Here is a 21,641-nt window from a genome sequence, read left to right on the forward strand (position 1 = left end):
CCGCTAGCGTGGACTGCAGCAGCTCGTGGGGAGCAGCAGCGTGACGTCCGCGGAGGGACATCCCATGCGCGTCGGAGTACTGACCGGAGGCCGTGACTGCCCGGGCCTCAACGCCGTGGTGCGCGCCGTCGTCCGCAAGGGCGTCCAGGAGTACGGCGACGAGTTCGTCGGCTTCGTGGACGGCTGGCGCGGGCCGCTGGAGGGGGAGACCGTCCCGCTCGGCATCGCGCAGGTGCGGGGGACCCTGCCGCGCGGCGGCACCATCCTCGGCTCCTCGCGCACCCACCCGCTGGACGACCCGGACGGGGTCCGCCGCATCCGGGAGAACCTCGCCAAGCACGAGGTGGAGGCGCTGATCACGATCGGCGGCCGGGACACCCTCGGCACCGCGGCCCGCCTCGCGGACGAGTACGGACTGCCCCTGGTCGGCGTACCGAAGACCATAGACAACGACCTGTCCGGCACCGACTACACGGTGGGTTACGACACCGCCGTCTCCGTCGCGACCGCGGCGATCGACCGGCTGCACACCACCGCCGAGTCCCACAAACGGGTGCTCGTGGTGGAGGTGATGGGCGGCGACTCGGGCTGGATCGCGCTGCGCTCGGGTCTGGCCGGCGGCGCCAACGTCATCCTCATCCCGGAGCAGCCCTTCGACGTCGACCAGGTGTGCGCGTGGGTCACCTCCCGCTTCCGGGCGTCCTACGCGCCGATCGTGGTCGTCGGCGACGGGGCGCGCCCGAGGGACGGCTCGATGGTGCTGCAGCACACTCCGGACGGAGGGCTCGGGCAGGTGCGGCTGTCGGGCGTGGGCGAGTGGCTCGCCCGGGAGATCGAGCACCGCTCCGGCAAGGAGGCCCGCACGACGGTCCTCGGCCACATCCAGCGCGGCGGCTCGCCCAGCCCCTTCGACCGATGGCTGGCCACCCGCTTCGGCCTGCACGCCATCGACGCCGTGCACGAGGGCGACTTCGGCACGATGGTCGCGCTGCACGGCACGGACGTCGTGCGGGTGCCGATCTCGGAGGCGACGGCCCGGGTGAAGCGGGTGGAACCCCAGCTCTACGAAGAGGTGGGGGTGTTCTTCGGCTGACGGCCGCCCCGCGTTCGGTGTACGGCCGGCTTCTTGCAGGTCCGCACCCCCGCCTTCGGCATGCGGGCCGGTGAACCGCACCCGATCGGGGGCGCCTTCGCCGGCCGGCACGAGGACTACAGCGCGGGCCGCCGCTCGGGGGACGTGCCGGTGACGCGCAGCCGGCCCAGCAGCTCCCGCACCACCGCGGCGCCGTTCAGGGACAGCACCGACTCCGGGTGGAACTGCACCCCGGCGAAGCCGGGACCCCGCAGGGCGTGCACCTCGTGCGACGCGTCACGGCTGACCTCGATGCCGTGCGCGGCCAGCTCCGCGGCGCGTCCGTCGTCGCAGCGGGCCACGAAGCTGTTGTAGAAGCCGACGGTCTCCTCGCGGCCGAACAGGTCGATCACCGTCTGCGCCCCCTGGTACGGCACCTCCTTGCGCACCAGGTCCAGGCCCAGCTCGGCCGCGATCAGCTCGTGCCCGAGGCAGACGCCGAGAACGCCGTGCCGGTGCCCGGCGAGGACGGCCGCGGTCAGCTCCCGCAGGACGCGCATCTTGGGATCGTCCAGGTCGCCGGGGTCGCCCGGGCCGGGGCCCAGCACCACCGGGCCCTCGTGCGCGAGGACCGCCCGGCGCAGGTCCGGCTCGTCGTAGCGCCGGACGGTGACGGTGAGCCCGGCGGCCTGCAGCACATGGGCGAGCATCGCCGTGAAGGTGTCCTCGGCGTCGACCACCAGGGCGTGCCCGGTCAGCTCCGCCGACGGCTCCTGCATCCGCAGCCAGAACGGAGCGAGAAAGGCCCGGCGCCCGTCCAGCGCCGCCCGCACCCGCGGATCGTCCGCGAGCCGGGTCCGCGCCCGCTCCTCGCGCGGCCGCGACGGCCGTACGCCCAGGGCGGCGAGGACACCCGCCGCCTTCGCGTGGGTCTCGGCGACCTCGCCCGCCGGGTCCGAGCCGCGCACCAGCGTCGCGCCGACCGCGACGCGCAGCGTCCCGTCGGCGGCGATGTCGGCGGTGCGGATGAGGATGGGGGAGTCGAGGGTCTGTGCTCCGCCGGAGTCCCGGCCGAGCAGGGCGAGGGCGCCGGAGTAGTAGCCGCGGCCGCCCGCCTCGTGCCGCTGGATGACCCGGCAGGCGTTCTGCACCGGCGAGCCGGTCACGGTCGCCGCGAACATCGTCTCGCGCAGCACCTCCCGTGCGTCCAGCGTCGACCTGCCGCGCAGCTCGTACTCGGTGTGCGCGAGATGGGCCATCTCCTTCAGCCGCGGGCCGACGACGACGCCGCCCATGTCGCCGACGGTGCACATCATCTTCAGCTCCTCGTCGACGACCATCGACAGCTCCTCGATCTCCTTGCCGTCGGCGAGGAAGTCCAGCAGATGCTCCGGCGTCGGCCCCTCGGCGGGATAGCGGTACGTCCCGCTGATCGGGTTCATCACGACCGTCCCGCCGGACATCCGCACATGCACCTCGGGGCTCGCGCCGACCAGCGTGCGCTCCCCGGTGTGCACGAGGAACGTCCAGTACGCCCCCCGCTCGCCCTCCAGCAGCCGCCGGAACAGGGCCAGCGCGTCGGCCCTCCCGAAGCCCGGGATGCCGCCCTCGAAGGTGCGCCGGATGACGAAGTTGGCGCCCTCGCCCCGGCCGATCTCCTCCCGCAGCACCCGGGCGACGATCGCGCCGTACTCCTCGTCGCCGATGTCGAAGCCGCCGCCCTCGACCCGCACCGGGTGCGCGGGCAGACCGGCGAGCACCGTGTCGAGGGGCAGCGTGTGCCGCTCCTCGGGTACCAGGACCGCGAGCGGTGTGCCGTCGTCGCGGACGTCGAAGCCGCGCTCGCGGATCTGCCGGAACGGCACCAGGGCCAGGCACTCGTCGGGCAGACCGGCGAGGCGGTCGTGGTGGGTGACCGGGCCGATCAGCAGCTCGACCACGTCCTCGGGGTGGCCCGGGGTGCGGCGGCGCAGCAGGGCGAAGGGGCGGGGGTCGGACAGCAGGTCCGTGAGGTTCATGGGGGTCCTTCTCGATCTGTCGATGGAGAGGAACGACCCCGGACACACCGAAGGCCGCCCCTCGGGCGGCCTTCGCGAAGTCTTGCGTACGCGCAGTCAGTGGGCCGCCGGAGTAGCGGTCCACCACCAGTTCTGGATGCAGTGCGCGAACATGCCCGGCACCCTACCCGATGCCCGGGCGGGTTACGATCCCCGTCTGCTTTTGACATGTCCCGGAAGAAGACACGGAAGGTGTGCATGGGACTCATACGGGGATCCAGGCTGCTCGCCTGGGTCGCGGCCACCGCGGCGCTGCTGAGCGGCCTCACGGCCCAGCCCGCCACGGCCGCGGACACGCCGACGATGACGAAGCTGTCGCTCGGCGCCGACCAGTTCAGACTGACCGACACGAACCTGGTCCCGGCCACGGACAACCTCTACGACAACCGCCTCACGCACCACGCCGGCCTCGCGGACGTGGTCACCACCGACCTCTCGAAGAACTCCTCCGGCGCGAGCGACCGCTGGCTGAACCTGCGCTCGATGCGCGACTGCACCGGCACCGAGACCAAGGCACTGCCCCCGGTGGGGACCAGGACCGCCTGGTGCTGGTCCAGCGCGCACACCGACGACACCAACCCGCACTGGTGGCCCCAGGGCCTGAGCACCACCGGCTCCGCGGACGGCGCCGACGGAGCCATCCAGGGCAAGCACGTGGTGGCGGTCGCCTGGCACTACCGGGTGCTCAAGGACGAGCCGGACACCGGCTGCCGGACCAACAACCTGCTGAAGCTGACCCTCCTCGACCGGGACACCGGCAAGTACCGCCACGTCCTGCTCGCCGAGCCCAACGCCGGCGGGACCGACTTCTCCTTCGTGACCGGCCACGGCGGCGGCATCGCCTGGTACGCCAACTACCTCTACGTCACGGACACCGCGCACGGCATCCGCGTCTTCGACATGAACAAGCTCGCGAAGGTCGACTCCTACGGCTCCGGCGTGAGCACGTACGGCATCGACGGCAGCGGCCGCTCCAGCGCCTGCGGCTACCCGTACGTGCTGCCGGAGGTCCACTACTACAAGCAGGCGGGCACGCCGCCCTCCTGCGCGGGCGACGTCATCGACCCCGAGCAGCTGTGCTTCTCGTGGCTGTCCCTGGACAAGACCGGCGGCGGCCCCTACAAGCTGGTCACCGGCGAGTGGGAGGGGAACGTCGACGGCGGCCGCGTGGTGCGCTACCAGCTGAACCCGGCCGGCTCGGCCTCGAGCCCGGGCCTGCTCGCCCTCTCCGGCGGGAAGACCGTGATCCAGGACGCCTACGCGGCCTCCCGCTACCGGGGGCTGCAGGGCGGCATGACCTGGACCGACAGCCAGGGCGTGCTGAACTTCGCCTTCCACAAGGGCTGCGGCACCAAGCCCGGCGTCTACTCGCACACCTGGGTGGGTGACACCCGGGCCGCGACCAGCTGCGCGGCCGGCGGCAACTGGGCGGCGGGCCCGCCGCAGGCGCTGAGCCACTGGCCGAAGCTCGGCGCAGAGCAGGTGGACGAGCTGTGGGGGCTGACCGAGGGCATCTGCGCGGGCAGCGCCCTGCACGCCCAGCATCCCGACGAGTTCCCGGTCGTCACGGAGACGGGCAACGTCTGCACCGGCTACCAGGGCGTGGACAACCTCTCCCTGCGGGCCGTCTTCGCCGTCGGCTTCACCGATCCGGCGGTGCAGGACCGGCACTGAGGCCCCGGAACGACGGCCCGGACGGGTCCGCCGGGCGCAGATCGCGCGGCGGACCCATTCGTCTCATCCTGTGAGCCAAGGCGTGGACGCCTGCGGTGACCCCGTAATGTTGAGGGCGTGACCGTGAACGCAACCAGCCCCAGCGCTGGCAACACCTGGCGAAACCTGCCCGCGGCGCAGCAGCCCGAGTACCCCGACCCCGAGGCTCTGCGCGCAGTGATCGCGGACCTCGAGTCGTATCCGCCGCTCGTCTTCGCGGGCGAGTGCGACCAGCTGCGCGCCCGGTTGGCAGCCGTCGCCAAGGGAGAGGCGTTCCTCCTCCAGGGCGGCGACTGCGCCGAGGCTTTCGACGCGGTGTCCGCCGACCACATCCGCAACAAGCTGAAGACGCTGCTCCAGATGGGTGCCGTACTGACGTACGCCGCGTCCGTCCCGGTGGTGAAGGTGGGCCGGATCGCCGGCCAGTACTCCAAGCCGCGCTCGAAGCCGACCGAGACCCGGGACGGGGTGACGCTCCCGACCTACCGGGGCGACTCCGTCAACGGTTTCGAGTTCACCGAGGCCGCGCGGGTGCCGGACCCGGAGCGTCTGAAGCGCATGTACCACGCGTCGGCCTCGACGCTGAACCTGGTGCGTGCCTTCACCACCGGCGGCTACGCCGACCTGCGCCAGGTCCACGCCTGGAACCAGGACTTCGTGCGCTCCTCGCCGTCCGGTCAGCGCTACGAGCAGCTGGCGCGCGAGATCGACAACGCGCTGAACTTCATGCACGCCTGCGGGACGGACCCGGAGGAGTTCAAGACGGTCGAGTTCTACGCCTCGCACGAGGCGCTGCTCCTCGACTACGAGACGGCGCTGACCCGCGTCGACTCGCGCACCGGGAAGCTGTACGACGTCTCCGGCCACATGGTGTGGATCGGTGAGCGCACCCGGCAGATGGACGGCGCGCACATCGAGTTCGCCTCCAAGATCCGCAACCCGATCGGGATCAAGCTCGGTCCGTCCACGACGGCCGAGGAGGCGCTGCAGTACATCGACCGCCTCGACCCCGAGCGGGAGCCGGGCCGGCTGACGTTCATCGTCCGCATGGGCGCCGACAAGATCCGCGACAAGCTCCCCGAGCTGGTCGAGAAGGTCACCGCCTCGGGCGCCACCGTGGCCTGGGTGACCGACCCGATGCACGGCAACACCTTCGAGGCGGCCTCCGGGCACAAGACCCGCCGCTTCGACGACGTGCTCGACGAGGTCAAGGGCTTCTTCGAGGTGCACAAGGGGCTCGGCACCCACCCGGGCGGCATCCACGTGGAGCTGACCGGCGACGACGTCACGGAGTGCGTGGGCGGCGGCGACGAGATCTTCGTCGACGACCTGCACCAGCGCTACGAGACGGCCTGCGACCCGCGGCTGAACCGCAGCCAGTCGCTGGACCTGGCGTTCCTGGTCGCGGAGATGTATCGGGACCAGTGAGCGGCCTGTGACGGCGGCCAGTGACGGGGCCGCCCGGTACAGGTTGTTCTCGGCCAAGAAGTGGGGCGCGGATCACATACGATCCGCGCCCCACGGCTCTTTTACGGCCCCAGCCCGGCAGGTAAGGTTAGGTTAGCCTCACCGATCAAGGGTCGGAGTGGCACGACCCCGACCGACCGGGAGGTGACCCGCGTGTTCGTCTGCAGCTGCTTCGGTGTGACCGAGGCCCAGGTCAAGCAGCACGCGGAGAACGGCGCCTGCACGCCCCGCCAGATCGCCTCCGCCTGCAAGGCCGGCACGGACTGCGGCTCCTGTGTCCGCCGCATCCAGGCGCTGCTGGGCCGGGGCTCCTGCCCGCGCCGCGAGCTCGCGGACCAGGGCAAGCCGGTGCTCGCCGAGCTGGAGCGCCTGGACGAGGCCGCTTAGCCTCTCAGCCCCGGCCCGCCACGCGGCCGCTCCGGCCTGGGTGCCGCCCGGTCGCTCTCTCCCTGGTCCCGCCCTGGCCGCTCAGCTCTCCGGCTGCTCGATGAGCTGCGCGATGTACAGCGCCTCGCCGAGCTTCTCGACCAGCTCCAGCTGGGTGTCGAGGTAGTCGATGTGGTGCTCCTCGTCGGCGAGGATGTCCTCGAAAATGTTCGCGGACGTGATGTCACCCTTTTCGCGCATCACCTGGATGCCGCGCCGGAGCCGGTCGATCGCCTCCACCTCGATCTGCCGGTCGGCCTGGAACATCTCCGTGACCGTCTGTCCGACCCGTACGTGGAACAGCCGCTGGTAGTTCGGCAGCCCGTCCAGGAACAGGATCCGGTCGGTGAGCACCTCGGCGTGCTTCATCTCGTCGAACGACTCGTGCCGCGTGTACTTGGCGAGCTTCGTCCAGCCGAAGTTCTCCTGCATCTTCGCGTGCAGGAAGTACTGGTTGATCGCGGTCAGCTCACCGGTCAGCTGCTCGTTGAGGAACTCGATGACCTCGGGGTCGCCCTGCATCGCGGCGGGCTCCTTCCACCTGGGGGATCGTGAGGTTGCGGCGGCATGATTGCACCGGCCTCGTGGATCGTCCAGTAAGTGCGCACTTAGTAAGTAAGGGCATGCTTGGCGGATTTGGCGGCGAGTTGTCCGGTTCAGGGGGTGCCTGGTCCTGTGCACCGCTCCCGGTCTGTCAGGATGGATACATGGGTCATCCGGTGGAGCGAGAATCTGGAGAAGCAGCAGCGTCCGAGCTTCCGCCGGGACAGCGAATGCAGCGGGGCTGGCCGGTCACGCACTACGGTCCGGTGCCCAAGTTCCGGCCCGAACGCTGGGAGTTCCGGGTGTTCGGCGCCACCGCCGACGGCGCGAAGCACTGCTGGACCCACGAGGAGTTCACGGCCCTGCCGTACACCACCGTCGTCGCCGATCTGCACTGTGTGACGAAGTTCAGCATGCTCGGCGCGGAGTGGGGCGGCATCCCTGCCCGGGTGGTGCTGGACATCGCGCCGCCGGCGCCCGAGGTCACCCATGTGATGGTCTGGGCGGAGTACGGCTTCAGCTCCAATCTGCGCCTCGCCGACTTCGCCGCCGAGCGCACGCTCTTCGCCACGCACAAGGACGGCGAGCTGCTGACCGCCGAGCACGGCTTCCCGCTCCGGCTGGTCGTGCCCCACCTGTACGCCTGGAAGGGCCCGAAGTGGGTGCGGGGCGTGGAGTACATGACCGCCGACCGCCGCGGCTTCTGGGAGGAGCGTGGCTACCACAACATCGGCGACCCCTGGAAGGAGCAGCGCTACTCCTACCAGGAAGAGCCCGGGGACGGCCCCGAGCTCTGAGTCCTGCTGCCGCTGCCGGCCAGGTGGTACCGGTGTCGGTCAGTGGTGGTACTGGTGCACCACCGCGTGGCCCTTGCCGCGGCCGATCATCCACTTGTTCACCGGGGTCGTCACGACGAACGCGAGTGCCAGGGAGATCGCCAGCGCGCCCCAGAAGAGCAGGTCGTCCAGGTGGGCGTCCATCGCGGCCGGCCACAGTGCGATCACACCGTTGTCGATCAGCTCCATCACCGCGATCGACAGGGTGTCCGCGGCCAGCGCCACCCGGAAGGCTGTACGGAAGTCGACGCCGGCCTTCAGCACGCCGCGCAGCGTGAGCGAGTAGCCGAAGAGGAAGGCCAGCGCGATCGCCAGCACCATCGTCGCCGCGTTGCCCCAGCCCAGCCAGGTGCCGATCACCATGCCCAGCACCTCGCCGATGGCGCAGCCGGTGAGGCAGTGCAGGGTGGCCTGCGCGGCCGTGGCCCAGCTCGCGGCCGGCGCGTGGTGGTGACCGCCATGGCCGTGGCTGCCGTGGCTGCCGTGGTCGCTGTGGCTCGCGTGGTCACCGTGGTCCACGTGACCGTGGTCCGCGTGCCGGTGCGTGTGCTCGGCGTGCGCTTCGTGCTGCATGACTGCCCCCATAGCCAGGTAACGGTTCCTGCGACTGACAGGAACCGTATACCCCCCGGGGGTATTCCTCAACGCTTTATGCCGGGCGGAGTTTCTTCAGTCGCTCCACGTCCGCCGCGTGTCCTTCCTTGCCGCCCGGGGTCTCGATGACCAGCGGGACGCCGTCGGTCGCGGGATGCGTCAGCAGCGCGGCGAACGCGTCCTCGCCGATGTGACCGGCGCCGATGTTCGCGTGCCGGTCCTTGTGCGCGCCCACCACGTCCTTCGAGTCGTTGGCGTGGATCAGCTTCAGCCGCCCCTCGCCGACCGTGTCCACCAGCAGGTCCAGCGTCTGGTGCGCGCCCTTCGGCCCGGTCAGGTCGTGCCCGGCGGCGAAGATGTGGCAGGTGTCCAGGCACACGCCCAGCTTGGGGTGGCGGTCCAGCGCGTCGAAGTACGGCCCGAAGTCCCAGGTCCGCGAGCACAGCGAGGAGCCCTGCCCGGCCGTGGACTCCAGCAGCAGGAACGGATCGTCGTCGTGGGTGAGCTCCTCCAGCAGCGGCAGCATGTGCTCACGCACCTGCTTCAGCGCCACCTCCCGGTCCCGGCCGCCGGTCGCGCTGCCGGTGTGGACGACCACGCCCAGCGCCCCGATCTCACGTCCCCGCCGCAACGAGTGCCGCAGCGACTCGACCGACCTCTCGACCGTCGCCTCCGTGTGGGAGCCGAAGTTGATCAGATACGGCGCGTGCACATACGCCGGGATCGACTCCGCCTCGCACGCCGCGCGGAACGCCTCGTCCTGCCGTGGGTTCCCGGCGGGCGTGGCCCAGCCGCGCGGGTTGGCGACGAAGACCTGCACGGTCTCGGCGCCCAGGTCACGGGCGTACGACAGGCCGACGGAGTGCAGACCGCCGGCCACCGGGACGTGCGAGCCGACGGGGTTGCGCAAGGGGGAGGGAGAGGTCACCCGTTCAGCCTGCCATGGGCGCCGGGGTGCCCCTTCACGCGGCCGGGGTGGCCTCGGTCACCGCCGGGCGGGGCCGGGGCGCCGAGGTGCGGCCGGCCGGGCTCAGGATCACCGGATGGTGATCGTGACAGTCGAGCCCTTCGGTGCCTTCTCGCCGGCCTTCACGGACTGCTTCTTCACGGTGTCGCCGAACAGCCCGAGCAGCCCGCGGTCCTCCTTGACCTGGAAACCGGCGTCCTTCAGTGCCTGCTTGGCGTCGTCGACGCTGTCCCCCACGACGTCCGGGACCTCGATCATCTGCGGCCCCTTGGACAGGGTCAGCGTCACCGTGTCGCCCTCGGAGGCCTGACCGCCGGAGTCCGGGGACTGCGCGGCGACCTGTCCGGCGTCGAGCTCGGAGTTCACCCGCTCCGGGGCGACCGTCACCTGCAGGCCGGCCTCCTCCAGCTGGGACCGGGCGTCCGCGAGGTCGGAGCCGGTGACGTCCGGGATGTCGACCGGGCTGCCCTTGCTGACCGTCAGCGCGACCGCCGAGCCCGCGCGGCGCTTCGTGCCCGCCTCGGGATCGGTGCCGATCACCGAGCCACGCGTCACCTCGTCGCTGAACTCCCGGTTGATCATGCCCGGCTCCAGTCCGCTGTCCTTCAGCACGGACCGGGCCTTGTCCAGCTTGTAGCCCTGCAGATCGGGCACCTTCACGGTCTTTGGACCCTTGGACACGGTCAGCCGCACCGCGTCGTGGTCACGGATGCGGGCGCCCGGCTCCGGGTCGGTGCTGATGACCCTGCCCCGCGCGACGGTGTCGCTGTAGGAGTAGGTGACCTTGCCGGACTCCAGGCCGGCCCGCTCCAGCCGCTGCTTCGCCTGCGCCTCGGACTGCGCCAGCAGCGGCGGCACCTTGGTGAACTGCCCCGAGTTGATGTACCAGACGCCCGCGCCGACGCCGAACACCAGCAGCACCGCCGCGATCAGGGTGATCAGCCGTCGCCGGGACCGCGAGGGCCCCGGACGCGAGGGAGCCGGCGGCGGGGTCCGCAGGCAGCTGGTGCGGTTCAGCGCGGCCGCCTCGCCCTCGCCCTCCTCGTTCACCGGCAGCGGACGCGGCACGGTCAGGGCGCGGGGGATCACGCTCGTGCGGTCGTCGGCGTTGTCGTGCTCCGCGGACAGCGCCTGCGGCGGCACCGCGTCCAGCTGCTCCTCGCTCAGGGCCGCCCGCGCCTCGCGCGCGTGCGCCAGCAGCGCCACCGCGTCCTGCGGACGGGCCCCGGGCGCGCGGGAGGTCGCCGCCGCGACCAGCTCGTCCAAGGGGTGCGCCATGCCCGGCACCAGCGTGGAAGGCGGCGGGACGTTCTCGTGCAGATGCTTGTAGAGCACGGCGGCCGGGGAGTCGCCGTCGTGCGGCTTGCCGCCGGTCAGCATCTCGTAGAGCACGACACCGCACGCGTAGACGTCCACGCGCGGGTCGGCCGTGCCGTGCTCGATCTGCTCCGGCGCCAGATAGGAGACGGTCCCGAGCACCTCGCCGGTCGTGCTGGTGACCGTGTCCACCGAGCGCACCAGCCCGAAGTCGGCGACCTTGACCCGGCCGTCGTCCCCTATCAGGACGTTCTCCGGTTTCATGTCCCGGTGCACGAACCCGGCCCGGTGCGCGGAGCCCAGCGCGGCCAGCACCGGCTCCAGGATGTCCAGCGCGGCCCGCGGCTGCAGCGCCCCGCGCTCGCGCAGTACGTCGCGCAGGGTGCAGCCGGCGATGTACTCCATCGCCAGATACACGTACCTGCCGTCGGCGCCCTGGTCGAAGACCTGGACCACGTTGGGGTGGGCCAGCCTGGCGACGGACTTCGCCTCCCGGATGAACCGCTCGACGAACGAGGCGTCGGCCGCGAGCGCCGGGTGCATCACCTTCAGCGCGAGCACGCGGTCCAGACGGGTGTCCAGGGCCCGGTAGACCGTGGCCATCCCGCCGGCCGCGATCCGCGCGTCGACGCGGTACCGGCCGTCGAGCACCTGCCCGACGAGGGGGTCCGAGAGGGTCGTATCCACGCAGGCGAGTGTACGAGCCGTGACCGGCACCCCAGCCGTTTCTCCCGGCCAGGAGGGTGACTGCAGCCGACCTGTGACGTGTCGCGCGCACCGGCATCACGGACATCGCCCGCACTGCGTCACGCACGCCGCGCGCAACCGGCACCCAGCACGCGGGCACCGGCGCCCGGGGCGCGGGCGTCAGAACGCCGGCCGCTCCGGGTCCAGCCGGGCGACGCCCTCGGTGGGTGAGGACGCCTCGGCGAAGTGCCGCTTGGGAATCCGCCCCGCCCGGTACGCCAGCCGCCCCGCCTCCACCGCGTGGCGCATGGCCTCCGCCATCAGCACCGGCTCCTGCGCCCGCGTCACCGCCGAGGCGAGCATCACACCCGCGCACCCCAGCTCCATCGCCAGCGCCACGTCCGACGCCGTGCCCGCGCCCGCGTCCAGGATCACCGGCACGCGTGCGTGCTCGACGATCAGCTGGAAGTTGTGCGGGTTGCGGATGCCGAGCCCGGAACCGATGGGCGAGCCCAGCGGCATGATCGCCGCACAGCCGACGTCCTCCAGTTTTCGCGCCAGGACCGGGTCGTCGTTGGTGTACGGCAGCACCGTGAACCCGTCGTCGACCAGCGTCTCCGCCGCGTCCAGCAGCTCGATCGGGTCCGGCAGCAGCGTGCGCTCGTCGGCGATGACCTCCAGCTTCACCAGGTCCGTGCCCAGCGCTTCCCGCGCGAGGCGAGCCGTGAGCACCGCCTCCCCGGCGGTGAAGCAGCCGGCGGTGTTCGGCAGCACCCGGATGCCGAGGCGGTCCAGCACCGACAGCACCGAGCCGTGCACATCGGGGTTGACCCGCCGCATCGCGACGGTCGTCAGCTCCGTGCCGGAGGCGACCAGCGCCCGTTCGAGCACCTCCAGGCTGGGCGCACCGCCCGTACCCATGATCAGACGGGACGTGAACGGCGTACCGCCGAGGACGAAGGGGTCGTCAGCCATGGTTCAGCCTCCCTGGACGGCGGTCAGGACCTCGACGCGGTCACCCTCGGCGAGGGCCGTGGCGGACCACTGGGTGCGTGGGACGACGGTTTCGTTGAGGGCGGCGGCCACGCCGGAAGGGGCCGCGGTGAGGGACTTCACGACCGTGTCGAGAGCCGTGCCGGGCTCGATGCGGCGGGGCTCACCGTTGACGGAGATGTTCATGCGGGCTGCTCCGTGAGGGTGCGGACGGGCTGCCGCGCGGCCGCGGCGGCGGAAAAGCGCTTCGGGGTGAAGGGCCGGGCCTCTTCCGGCAGCTCACCGGAGACGAGGGCGTGGGCCAGCACATCGCCGGTGACCGGGGTGAGCAGGACGCCGTTGCGGTGGTGACCGGTGGCCAGCAGCAGCCCGTCCAGCGTGGTCGGGCCGAGCAGCGGCGCGTTGTCGGGGGAGCCGGGGCGCAGTCCGGCCCGGGTCTCCGTCAACGGCAGCTCGGTGATGCCGGGCACCAGCTCGTGGGCGTCGCGCAGCAGCTCGTAGACGCCGCCCGCGGTCACCGTGGTGTCCCAGCCCATCTCCTCGCTGGTCGCGCCGACGACCAGCTCGCCGTTCTCGCGCGGCACCAGATACAGCGCGCCGCCGCGCACCACCGCGCGCACGGTCCGGCTCAGGAACGGCGTGCCGTGGTCCGGCATGGTCAGCCGCAGGACCTGCCCCTTCACCGGCCGCACCGGCGGCAGCACGTCCTCGGGAACGCCCGGCAGGCGTCCGCTGAGGCTTCCGGCGGCGAGCACGACCTGACCCGCGGCCAGCTCCTCGCCCTCGCCGGTGAGCACGCCCCCCGCGCGTTCCCGGGCGACCGTGAGCCGCTCGGCGCGGGTCCGGTGGAACACCACCCCGGCCCGCTCGCAGGCGGTGACCAGCGCGGCCGCCAGCCGCCGCGGGTCCACCTGGTGGTCGCCGTCGACCCGCAGCCCGCCGCGCACCCCCGGCGCGAGCATCGGCTCCAGGCGCCGGCACTCCCGGCCCGACAGCCACTGCGACTCCAGGCCCGACTGCCGCTGCAGGGCGTGCAGTTCCTTCAGATGGGCGCGGTCGTCGGCGTCCAGGGCGACCGCGAGCGTGCCGCTGCGGCGGTAGCCGAGGCCGTGGCCGCTCGCCTCGGTGAGTTCGGCCGCGAAGTCCGGGTAGCGGCGCGCCGAGGTCAGATTGAGCGCGAGCAGGGTCTGCTCGCCGTAGTGCAGTTCGGTGACGGCGGCCAGCATCCCGGCCGCCACCTGCGCGGCTCCGCCGCCGGGCTCCGGGTCCACGACGGCGGTGGAAAACCCCCGCTGGGCGGCCCGCCAGGCCGTGACCAGCCCGATGATCCCGCCCCCGATGACGAGGACGTCTGACGTACGCGTAGGCGACATGGGCGTCCAGCCCCTCCCTTCGCCGGCATGACCCGGATCAGGTTCGTACGGTCGGAGGCCGTCCCAGCCTCCCTCTCAGCCCGGTGCGTCCGGGCTCCCGCGAGTGCTTTACGGTGGCCACCCTAGCCCGTGCCGCTGTGTGTCTGTAAGGGAGCCTTCCGTCATGACCCGGTCCCTCGACGGTCTCGTCCTCGCCCCGGTCGCCGACCAGGCACCAGGTCAGGTGGGCACGCGCACGCGCTTCACCTACCACGAGCGCGGCGGCGAGATCTGGGCCGAGTACGCCGGCGGGGACGTGGTGCGCGGGCATCTCGTGGGCACCCGGGAAGGGGACCGGCTGGACTTCCGGTACGTGCAGCTCAAGCAGGACGGGACGACCTCCTGCGGGCACTGCGTGTCCACGGTCGTCGAACTGCCGGACGGGCGGGTGCGGCTCGAGGAGACCTGGGAGTGGGAGTCCCAGGAGGGCAGCGGCACCAGCGTGGTGGAGGAGCTGCACGCGCGTGTGGAGCAGCTCACGGCGCACGACCACTGACTGACGGTACGTCAGTTGTCTATGGTGATCAGGTGAGCGAGCAGACGCAGCAACGGGGCACGTCATCGGCGGCGCAGACGCGGAGCGTGGTCGTCGTGGGCGCGGGCATGGCCGGGGTGCAGACCGCGGTGGCCCTGCGCGAACAGGGTTTCACCGGCACCGTCACCCTCATCGGCGCCGAACCCCACCAGCCCTACGACCGCCCGCCGCTGTCCAAGGCCGTCCTCCTCGGCACGGCCGAGGGCTCCGCCTTCGACGTGGACTTCGAGGCCCTGGGCATCGAGCTGCGCCTCGGCTGCGAGGTGCTGGGCGTTCGCCCCGCCGGTCATGAACTGGACACCGAGGCCGGCCCCGTCCCGTACGACGTTCTCGTGCTCGCCACCGGCGCCGAACCGATCACCCTGCCCGGCGCCGAGGGCGTGCCCGGGGTGCACCTGCTGCGCACCCTGGACGACGCGGAGCGGCTGCGGCCGGTGCTCGCCCAGCAGCACGACATCGTCGTCGTCGGGGCCGGCTGGATCGGCGCCGAGTTCGCCACGGCCGCGCGTGAGGCGGGCTGCGCGGTCACCGTCGTGGAGGCCGCCGACCGTCCGCTCGCGGGGGCGCTGCCCGCCGAGGTCGCCGCGCCGATGACCCAGTGGTACGCCGAAGCGGGTGTCGAGCTGCGCACGCACGCGCGCGTGGCGGGCGTCGAGCCGGGCGTGGTCGTCCTCGGCGACGGCACCCGGCTGCCCGCCGGCGCGGTCGTCGTCGGCATCGGCGCACGCCCGGCCACCGGCTGGCTGGCCGGCTCCGGGATCGAGCTGGGACCGCGCGGCGAGGTGGTGGCCGACGCGCGGCTGCGCACCTCGGTGCCGGACGTGTACGCGGTCGGCGACTGCGCCTCCTTCCCCTCCGCCCGCTACGGGGAACGCCTGCTCGTCCACCACTGGGACAACGCCCTCCAGGGCCCGCGCACGGTCGCCGCGAACATCGTCGGCGACACGCCCACGGAGTATGACCCGGTGCCGTACTTCTGGTCGGAGCAGTTCGGCCGTTTCGTCCAGTACGCCGGCCACCACACGGCGGCCGACCGCACCGTGTGGCGCGGTGACGCGTCCGGCCCGGCCTGGACCGTGTGCTGGCTGCGCGAGAGCCGGCTGGTCGCCCTGCTGGCCGTGGGGCGCCCCCGCGACCTGGCCCAGGGGCGGCGGCTGATCGAGGCGGGCACGGCCATGGACCCCGAGCTGCTGGCGGACCCGGCCCGGCCGTTGAAGACGGCCACGGCCTGAGCCGTCCGGGTGGGTCGTCCGCGTGGCTCATCCGGGTGTGTCGTCCCAGGTCGACGGCCCCGGGTGGACGGCCCCGGCTTCCGACTGTCAGTGGCAGATGGCAGGCTTGTCCCGTGACCGAGATTGACGCAAAGATCGATGCTCTCGTCCCCGCCTGGCTCACCCTTCCCGACATCGCCGAGATGCTCGGTGTCGAGGTGACGCGTGTCCGGCAGCTGGTCAAGGAGGGCCAGCTCATCGCCGTACGCCGCGGTGAGAACCGCGCGCTGCACGTCCCCGCCCCGTTCATCGACGGGGACAAGGTCGTCAAGGGGCTGACCGGCACCCTGACGCTCCTGCGGGACGACGGCTTCACGGACGAGGAGATGCTGGAGTGGCTCTTCACGCCTGACCCGAGTCTGCCCGGCACGCCCGCGCAGGCGCTGAGCGAGAACCGCGGCACGGAGGTGAAGCGCCGCGCCCAGGCGCTCGCCGTCTGACGCCCCTACACCGAACACTGCCGACACCCCGGCCGCGGCCCGGGAGGCCACGACCGCGGCCACTCACGGCCCCCGGCCCACCCTCCCGCACCGCGGCACCGACGGCCGTCGCCCTGCCCGGCCACCGCGACGCGGGCCCCGGGACGGGCGCGCCACGACGTGCCCGACGCCGGCCTGCCGGCCGCCGGGGTGCTTGTCGGCGGCCTGACCCGTCCGCGCTGAGGTGTGGCGGATGGTGGCCGGTCCGTCGCCGCGGCGCTTGTCGGCGGCCCGACCCGGCCGCCGTGACGCGGCCGATGCCGGCCTGTCCGTTGCCGCAGCGCATGTCGGCGGCCTGATCCGGTCGATGCGGCGTGCGGATGCCGTCCTGTCGGCCGGCGTGGCGCTCCGGCGGCCTGACCCGGCCGTCTGGCCGGGCGGCCGTGACCTGACGGCTGCGAGCTGCCCGCCCCGCCGTGCCCGGCCCGCTGAGACCTGCCGGCCCGACCTCCGATTCCGGCGCCGCTGCAAGCCCGCGCGGCGGCACCGGCCTGTCGGGCATGCCACCCCGCGCCCCGGGGCGCGGCCCAGTGCAGCCCGCGCCGGTGACGTCCGGGCCGCGCCCGGCCCTGGCTCGGCCTTGGCCTTGGCCCTGGGCCGGCCTCGGCCCTGACCCCGGCCCCGGCCTCGGTCGCGGCCCCGTTCCAGCCCCGGCCTGGCGCCAGCCATGGCTTGGCCCCGGCCCCGCCCGGCCCGAGCCAGGGCCGGCTCCGGCCGGTCGGTCGTGCGGGCGGTCGGCCTTGCGGCCGGCCGGCCGGTGGCCGGCGGGGTCGGTGGGGGCGGTCTCCCGCTTGTTGCCGTTCGCGGGATACGTTCCTGAGGCGCGTCCGTGGGCCGGGTCCGCGGCGCGCGCCGCCGCCCCGCACGGCCGCGCCCCCGTACGACCCGGACACCGCACCCCCCGGGGGGACCACGCATGACCACCGCCGCCACCGCCCGCCTCGCCGACGCCCGGCTGTACCTGTGCACCGACGCCCGCAGGCGCCAGGGCGACCTGCCCGAGTTCCTCGACGCGGTCCTCGCCGGCGGGGTCGACATCGTGCAGCTGCGCGACAAGGGCATGGAGGCCGCCGAGGAGCTGGAGCACCTGAGCGTCTTCGCCGACGCCTGCGCCCGCCACGGCAAGCTCCTCGCCGTCAACGACCGCGCGGACGTCGCCCACGCGGCCCGTGCCGACGTCCTGCACCTCGGACAGGGCGACCTCCCGGTCCCGGCGGCCCGCGCGATCCTCGGCGACGACGTGCTGATCGGCCGCTCCACCCACGCCGAGGCGGAGGCCGAGGCCGCCGCCGTCCAGGAGGGCGTGGACTACTTCTGCACCGGTCCCTGCTGGCCGACCCCCACCAAGCCGGGCCGGCACGCCCCCGGCCTCGACCTGGTCCGGCACACCGCCGCGCTCGACACCGACCGCCCCTGGTTCGCCATCGGTGGCATCGACCTCGGCAACCTCGACGAGGTGCTCGAGGCGGGCGCCCGCCGCGTCGTCGTGGTCCGGGCGATCACCGAGGCGCAGGACCCGGGTGCCGCCGCGGCGGAGTTCGCCAAGCGGTTGCGCCAGGTGTGAGCGCCGGGCTGCCGCGGCGGCCCGGCAGCCCCCGGCACCCGCCGCTGACCCGCCCGTCGTCTCATGAATGTCCAAGGGGTGGACAACAGTCCGACAATTCGGGCAAATTTCCCGCTTTCGGTTGGGGGACCGTCCACCCCTGGCTAACCTGCCCGTATGGCCCTAGGAACCGCATCCACCAGGACTGATCGCGCCCGTACCGTGCGCGACATCCTCGCCACCGGCAAGACGACGTACTCGTTCGAGTTCTACGCGCCCAAGACGCCGGCCGGTGAGCGGAACCTGTGGAACGCGCTGCGCAGGGTCGAGGCCGTGGCCCCCGACTTCGTCTCCGTCACCTACGGTGCCGGCGGCACCACCCGCACCACCACGGTGAAGGAGACCCAGCAGATCGTCGTGGACACCACGCTCACGCCGGTCGCCCACCTCACCGCGGTCAACCACTCCCTCGCCGAGCTGCGCAACATCATCGGCCAGTACGCCGACGCCGGCATCCGCAACATGCTCGCCGTGCGCGGCGACCCGCCCGGCGACCCCATGGGCGAATGGGTGCCGCACCCGCAGGGTCTGACGTACGCCGCCGACCTCGTCCGGCTCATCAAGGAGTCGGGCGACTTCTGTGTGGGCGTCGCCGCCTTCCCGGAGATGCACCCGCGTTCCAGCGACTGGGACACCGACATCCGGCACTTCGTCGACAAGTGCCGGGCCGGCGCGGACTACGCCATCACACAGATGTTCTTCCACCCCGAGTCCTACCTGCGCCTGCGCGACCGCGTCGCCGCGGCCGGCTGCGACACCCCGGTGATCCCGGAGGTCCTGCCGGTGACCAGCATGCGGATGCTGGAGCGCCTGCCCACGCTGAGCACCGCCGCCTTCCCTGACGCGCTGAAAGAACGGATCCTCTCGGCACAGGACGATCCGGCCGCTGTACGCTCCATTGGCATCGACTTCGCCACGGAGTTCTGCGCGCGGCTGCTGGCCGAGGGAGTGCCGGGTCTGCACTTCATCACGCTCAACAACTCCACGGCGACGCTGGAAATCTACGAGAACCTGGGCTTGCACCACCCTCCGCAGGCCTAGACCGGTCGCACCGCTGTACGACACACTGCGGTGCGGCCACTGGGAGAGGGGCGTACATGGGCTGGACGGTCCTCTACATCGCGTTCGGCGGCGTCGCGCTGTGGCTGCTCGGTGAAGTGCTGCTGCAGTACAAGGCGCGGCTGCGCTGGCGGCTGCTCGCGTTCGTCGGCTTCCTCGGCGTCGTGCTCGGCGTGCTGATCCCGTCGGTCGTCGTCATCGGACTGGGCGCGGCGGCGTTCGCGGTCGGGCAGACCTACGTCACGCTGTCGTTCCGGCGCGGCTTCGCCGCGGGCTGGGCGGTCCGCCGCCGGGACGAGGAGCCCGTGAAGGGGCGCCGCGGCCGGGCCGAGCGCCGGGACCCGGCGCTGGAGGTCACCGACCCGGAGCCGGCCGACCCCGGGCACCCCGACGCGGACACGGACCACGGGGGCGCCTTCGCCGCGCAGACCATGTCCTACGGCGCCGACGACGACCACGACGACGTCTTCACCCCGGCCCGCCCGCCCGCCGCCACGGCCGCCGAGTCGACCATGGTCTACGAGCCGCAGCCGATGCCCGAGGACACCGGCTCCTACGGTGTCTACGCCGACTCCGCCTCCTCCACCGCGTACGCCGCGACCGCGCAGAGCGCCACCGGTGAGCAGCAGTCGTCCTACGGCTACGACTACTCCGGCTACGGCGAGTACGGCTACGACACCACCGGCCAGCAGCAGTACGCCGCCTACTCCGACCCGTACATCGGCACCCAGACCTACGGCGGCGCCTCGTACGACACCACCTACGGCGGCTCGTACGACCAGCAGGGCCATGTGCAGGACCCCTACCTCGGCGGAGGTTACGGCCAGACGCAGTCCGAGGGGGTCTGGGTCCCGCAGCAGCGCACCGACGACACCTACGGCGGCGAGCTTCCGCAGGAGCAGCCGTACCCCTACCAGCAGGGCACCGGGACCGGCCAGCAGCAGGCCGGCCACGGCTTCGACGAGCAGTACCGCTTCTGACGCCGCCGGGCTCCGGTGTCACGGGGAGTTTCCGGGCTCCGGCCGCACGGGGAGCCGCCGGCCTCAGGTCTCACTGGGAGCCGCGGAACTCCGGCCCCTCGACGATGAGCCCGGCGACCAGGGCGCCCGACATCCCGGCGTGGGGGAGCCCCCCACCGGGGTGCGACCAGCCGCCGACCCGGTAGAGACCGGGGAGACGGGTGGCGTTGGCCGGGTGCAGCAGGCGTCCCCCATCGGCGGCGAGGGCAGGGGCGGGAACGCCGCCGAAGTGGGCGCCCGTCTCGTCCTGGGTGTGCTCCGGAGTACGCACCTCGTGCCAGAGGACCCGCTCGCGCAAGCGCGGTATTGCCGCACCGGCGGCCTCGAGGAGGTGGTCCGTGTAGCGCCGGAGGGTGCCCTCGTCCTCCCAGCCGGCCTCGGTCGGCACCACCGCGGACAGCACCGCGGACTCGTGGGCGCCGTCGGGGACGAGCGAGGGGTCGTCCGGGCGGAGCACGGTCACGGTGGGGCGCGGGGGCAGGTCACGACCCGGCGAGACCAGGAAGTCCAGCTCCGACTCGGGGGCCGGCGGGTGGATCACCGTGCGGTGCAAGGCGTCGGTCTCCCGCGCGCCGCGCAGCGCCAGCAGCACCGTGAAGCGGCCGGGGCGGGCGGTCACTGTGCCCGCCCGGACGTCACCGTCCGTATCGAGCAGATGCCCGGTCAGCCCGCGCAGGCGTACGGGATCGACCCCGGCCACCACATGGTCGGCCTCCGCCACGGTCCCGTCCGCGAACTCCACGCCCGCGGCCCGGCCGTCCTTCTCCACGATGCCGGTGATCTCGGCGCCGAAGACGAATTCGACCTTGCGCGCGACGCACCGCTCGTACACGGCGCGAGCGAGTTCCCTGATGCCGCCGCGTACGTACCAGACGCCGAAGGCGTGCTCCATGTAGGGCAGGACGGCGGCGCTCGCCGGAGCGGTCCTGGGATCGAGGCCGTGTCCGAGCACGCAGCTCTCCAGCAGCGCCGCCAGCCGCTCGTCCCCCAGCTCCCACGCCCCGATCTGCGCCGGCGTCGCCGCCTTCCGCGTCCGCAGCAGCCGCTTGCGCTCCAGCGCCGGGTACGGCTCCTTGTCCGCCAGCACCCGCCAGTTCGGCCACAGGGGCTCCTCCAGCAGGGGCCGGCGGGTGCGGTCCCAGGTCTCGCGGGCCCTGACCAGGAAGTCGCCCCAGCGTTCGCCGGCGCCCTTGCCGAGCGCCGCGTCCAGGGCGGCGACGACGCCCGCGCGTGAGGCGTTCGGCAGGGACACGCGCGTGCCGTCGGCGAAGACGTGGTGCGAGGCCGGGTCGACCTGCACCAGATCGACGCAGCTCTCCAGCGGCTCCTTGCCGGTCTTCACGAAGAGGTCCCGCCACACCGCGGGCAGCGGCAGCAGCCCCGGGCCCGTGTCGAAGCGGAACCCGTCCCGCTCGAAGCGGCGCACCGCACCGCCGTACGTGTCCGACCGCTCGTACACCACCACCCGGTGGCCCGCGACGGCCAGCCGGGCGGCGGCCGCCATCGCGCCCATCCCGGCGCCGATCACCGCAATCCGTGCCATGCCTGCGACTTTATCCGCCCCCACGGACACCGCCGACCGGGTGCCCTG

The 21,641-nt window shown here is 72.7% G+C and carries 21 protein-coding genes and 1 riboswitch; of the genes, 11 read left to right on the forward strand and 10 right to left on the reverse strand.

Translation table 11 applies throughout. The features are described 5' to 3' along the window. Nucleotides 1-64 precede the first annotated feature (64 nt). Nucleotides 65-1,093 (forward strand): 6-phosphofructokinase, encoded by a 1,029-nt coding sequence (locus ACZ64A_RS11395; RefSeq protein ID WP_469809756.1) that lies wholly within the window; start codon nt 65-67, stop codon nt 1,091-1,093. A gap of 116 nt (nt 1,094-1,209) precedes the next feature. Here the strand turns inward: ACZ64A_RS11395 and ACZ64A_RS11400 are convergent, their stop codons facing one another. Together ACZ64A_RS11400 and ACZ64A_RS11405 are read right to left on the reverse strand one after the other, a co-directional pair. Then, the gene (locus ACZ64A_RS11400; RefSeq protein WP_469809757.1) at nt 1,210-3,090 is read right to left on the reverse strand and encodes an anthranilate synthase family protein; all 1,881 of its coding nucleotides are present in this window, start codon (nt 3,088-3,090) and stop codon (nt 1,210-1,212) included. A gap of 96 nt (nt 3,091-3,186) precedes the next feature. Next, nucleotides 3,187-3,243 (reverse strand): trp operon leader peptide, encoded by a 57-nt coding sequence (locus ACZ64A_RS11405; RefSeq protein WP_469810174.1) that lies wholly within the window; start codon nt 3,241-3,243, stop codon nt 3,187-3,189. 84 nt (nt 3,244-3,327) lie between these two features. On the opposite strand from ACZ64A_RS11405, the gene ACZ64A_RS11410 reads away from it, so the two are divergent. The 3 genes from ACZ64A_RS11410 (at nt 3,328) to ACZ64A_RS11420 (ending at nt 6,696) form a co-directional block, all read left to right on the forward strand. Next, the gene (locus tag ACZ64A_RS11410; protein WP_469809758.1) at nt 3,328-4,803 is read left to right on the forward strand and encodes a hypothetical protein; all 1,476 of its coding nucleotides are present in this window, start codon (nt 3,328-3,330) and stop codon (nt 4,801-4,803) included. Between the two features lie 117 nt (nt 4,804-4,920). Beyond that, complete coding sequence (locus ACZ64A_RS11415; protein WP_469809759.1) at nt 4,921-6,270, forward strand: class II 3-deoxy-7-phosphoheptulonate synthase; 1,350 nt, start codon at nt 4,921-4,923, stop codon at nt 6,268-6,270. Nucleotides 6,271-6,453: 183 nt separating this feature from the next. Then, entirely contained in the window at nt 6,454-6,696 is a 243-nt protein-coding gene (locus tag ACZ64A_RS11420) for a (2Fe-2S)-binding protein (RefSeq protein WP_469809760.1), read from the forward strand. An 81-nt stretch (nt 6,697-6,777) separates the two neighbouring features. Here the strand turns inward: ACZ64A_RS11420 and bfr are convergent, their stop codons facing one another. Next, on the reverse strand, nt 6,778-7,257 hold the full coding sequence (gene bfr, locus ACZ64A_RS11425; protein WP_469809762.1) for a bacterioferritin: 480 nt from the start codon (nt 7,255-7,257) through the stop codon (nt 6,778-6,780). A gap of 185 nt (nt 7,258-7,442) precedes the next feature. Here bfr and ACZ64A_RS11430 point away from each other — a divergent pair, with 185 nt between their 5' ends. Further along, the gene (locus ACZ64A_RS11430) at nt 7,443-8,075 is read left to right on the forward strand and encodes a sulfite oxidase-like oxidoreductase (protein WP_469809763.1); all 633 of its coding nucleotides are present in this window, start codon (nt 7,443-7,445) and stop codon (nt 8,073-8,075) included. A 39-nt stretch (nt 8,076-8,114) separates the two neighbouring features. Here the strand turns inward: ACZ64A_RS11430 and ACZ64A_RS11435 are convergent, their stop codons facing one another. The 6 genes from ACZ64A_RS11435 to thiO form a co-directional block, all read right to left on the reverse strand. Then, nucleotides 8,115-8,687: a DUF4396 domain-containing protein gene (locus tag ACZ64A_RS11435; protein ID WP_469809764.1), complete on the reverse strand. Its 573-nt coding sequence runs from the start codon at nt 8,685-8,687 to the stop codon at nt 8,115-8,117. Between the two features lie 76 nt (nt 8,688-8,763). Then, nucleotides 8,764-9,636 (reverse strand): deoxyribonuclease IV, encoded by an 873-nt coding sequence (locus ACZ64A_RS11440; RefSeq protein ID WP_469809765.1) that lies wholly within the window; start codon nt 9,634-9,636, stop codon nt 8,764-8,766. A gap of 108 nt (nt 9,637-9,744) precedes the next feature. Beyond that, nucleotides 9,745-11,679 carry a Stk1 family PASTA domain-containing Ser/Thr kinase gene (gene pknB, locus ACZ64A_RS11445; protein ID WP_469809766.1) on the reverse strand — a complete coding sequence of 645 codons (1,935 nt, stop codon included), beginning with the start codon at nt 11,677-11,679 and terminating at the stop codon, nt 9,745-9,747. 180 nt (nt 11,680-11,859) lie between these two features. Continuing rightward, complete coding sequence (locus ACZ64A_RS11450) at nt 11,860-12,654, reverse strand: thiazole synthase (RefSeq protein ID WP_469809767.1); 795 nt, start codon at nt 12,652-12,654, stop codon at nt 11,860-11,862. A gap of 3 nt (nt 12,655-12,657) precedes the next feature. After that, complete coding sequence (gene thiS / locus ACZ64A_RS11455; RefSeq protein ID WP_469809768.1) at nt 12,658-12,858, reverse strand: sulfur carrier protein ThiS; 201 nt, start codon at nt 12,856-12,858, stop codon at nt 12,658-12,660. Further along, complete coding sequence (gene thiO / locus ACZ64A_RS11460; protein ID WP_469809769.1) at nt 12,855-14,045, reverse strand: glycine oxidase ThiO; 1,191 nt, start codon at nt 14,043-14,045, stop codon at nt 12,855-12,857. Before thiO ends, thiS begins: the two co-directional genes overlap by 4 nt. Next, a riboswitch (TPP riboswitch) is annotated at nt 14,043-14,156 on the reverse strand. (Overlaps the previous gene by 3 nt.) Nucleotides 14,157-14,208: 52 nt before the next feature. Between thiO and ACZ64A_RS11465 the strand changes: the two genes are divergently transcribed. The 6 genes from ACZ64A_RS11465 (at nt 14,209) to ACZ64A_RS11490 (ending at nt 20,011) form a co-directional block, all read left to right on the forward strand. After that, nucleotides 14,209-14,580 (forward strand): avidin-fold protein, encoded by a 372-nt coding sequence (locus tag ACZ64A_RS11465; RefSeq protein WP_469809770.1) that lies wholly within the window; start codon nt 14,209-14,211, stop codon nt 14,578-14,580. A gap of 32 nt (nt 14,581-14,612) precedes the next feature. Next, nucleotides 14,613-15,851, forward strand: a complete 1,239-nt coding sequence (locus ACZ64A_RS11470; RefSeq protein WP_469809771.1) for an NAD(P)/FAD-dependent oxidoreductase — start codon at nt 14,613-14,615, stop codon at nt 15,849-15,851. Between the two features lie 113 nt (nt 15,852-15,964). Further along, nucleotides 15,965-16,330 carry an Rv2175c family DNA-binding protein gene (locus ACZ64A_RS11475; RefSeq protein WP_361632748.1) on the forward strand — a complete coding sequence of 122 codons (366 nt, stop codon included), beginning with the start codon at nt 15,965-15,967 and terminating at the stop codon, nt 16,328-16,330. A gap of 955 nt (nt 16,331-17,285) precedes the next feature. Continuing rightward, a complete protein-coding gene (thiE, locus tag ACZ64A_RS11480; protein WP_469809773.1) occupies nt 17,286-17,933 on the forward strand; it encodes a thiamine phosphate synthase in 648 nt (215 codons plus the stop codon). 156 nt (nt 17,934-18,089) lie between these two features. Next, complete coding sequence (gene metF, locus ACZ64A_RS11485) at nt 18,090-19,013, forward strand: methylenetetrahydrofolate reductase [NAD(P)H] (RefSeq protein WP_469809774.1); 924 nt, start codon at nt 18,090-18,092, stop codon at nt 19,011-19,013. A gap of 56 nt (nt 19,014-19,069) precedes the next feature. Next, nucleotides 19,070-20,011, forward strand: a complete 942-nt coding sequence (locus ACZ64A_RS11490; protein ID WP_469809775.1) for an SCO2102 family sporulation regulator — start codon at nt 19,070-19,072, stop codon at nt 20,009-20,011. 70 nt (nt 20,012-20,081) lie between these two features. Here ACZ64A_RS11490 and ACZ64A_RS11495 read toward each other — a convergent pair whose 3' ends face one another. Next, nucleotides 20,082-21,593 carry a phytoene desaturase family protein gene (locus tag ACZ64A_RS11495; RefSeq protein ID WP_469809776.1) on the reverse strand — a complete coding sequence of 504 codons (1,512 nt, stop codon included), beginning with the start codon at nt 21,591-21,593 and terminating at the stop codon, nt 20,082-20,084. Nucleotides 21,594-21,641: the final 48 nt, after the last annotated feature.

It is taken from the genome of Streptomyces sp. NPDC104814, assembly GCF_055583185.1.

What these genes read in the sequence shown, in the direction of transcription:
- ACZ64A_RS11395 (WP_469809756.1), top strand. Translation starts at nt 65, where the DNA reads ATGCGCGTCGGAGTACTGACCGGAGGCCGTGACTGCCCGGGCCTCAAC.
- ACZ64A_RS11400 (WP_469809757.1), bottom strand. Translation starts at nt 3,090, where the DNA reads ATGAACCTCACGGACCTGCTGTCCGACCCCCGCCCCTTCGCCCTGCTG.
- ACZ64A_RS11410 (WP_469809758.1), top strand. Translation starts at nt 3,328, where the DNA reads ATGGGACTCATACGGGGATCCAGGCTGCTCGCCTGGGTCGCGGCCACC.
- bfr (WP_469809762.1), bottom strand. Translation starts at nt 7,257, where the DNA reads ATGCAGGGCGACCCCGAGGTCATCGAGTTCCTCAACGAGCAGCTGACC.
- ACZ64A_RS11430 (WP_469809763.1), top strand. Translation starts at nt 7,443, where the DNA reads ATGGGTCATCCGGTGGAGCGAGAATCTGGAGAAGCAGCAGCGTCCGAG.
- ACZ64A_RS11435 (WP_469809764.1), bottom strand. Translation starts at nt 8,687, where the DNA reads ATGCAGCACGAAGCGCACGCCGAGCACACGCACCGGCACGCGGACCAC.
- ACZ64A_RS11450 (WP_469809767.1), bottom strand. Translation starts at nt 12,654, where the DNA reads ATGGCTGACGACCCCTTCGTCCTCGGCGGTACGCCGTTCACGTCCCGT.
- thiS (WP_469809768.1), bottom strand. Translation starts at nt 12,858, where the DNA reads ATGAACATCTCCGTCAACGGTGAGCCCCGCCGCATCGAGCCCGGCACG.
- thiO (WP_469809769.1), bottom strand. Translation starts at nt 14,045, where the DNA reads ATGTCGCCTACGCGTACGTCAGACGTCCTCGTCATCGGGGGCGGGATC.
- ACZ64A_RS11465 (WP_469809770.1), top strand. Translation starts at nt 14,209, where the DNA reads ATGACCCGGTCCCTCGACGGTCTCGTCCTCGCCCCGGTCGCCGACCAG.
- thiE (WP_469809773.1), top strand. Translation starts at nt 17,286, where the DNA reads ATGACCACCGCCGCCACCGCCCGCCTCGCCGACGCCCGGCTGTACCTG.
- metF (WP_469809774.1), top strand. Translation starts at nt 18,090, where the DNA reads ATGGCCCTAGGAACCGCATCCACCAGGACTGATCGCGCCCGTACCGTG.
- ACZ64A_RS11490 (WP_469809775.1), top strand. Translation starts at nt 19,070, where the DNA reads ATGGGCTGGACGGTCCTCTACATCGCGTTCGGCGGCGTCGCGCTGTGG.
- ACZ64A_RS11495 (WP_469809776.1), bottom strand. Translation starts at nt 21,593, where the DNA reads ATGGCACGGATTGCGGTGATCGGCGCCGGGATGGGCGCGATGGCGGCC.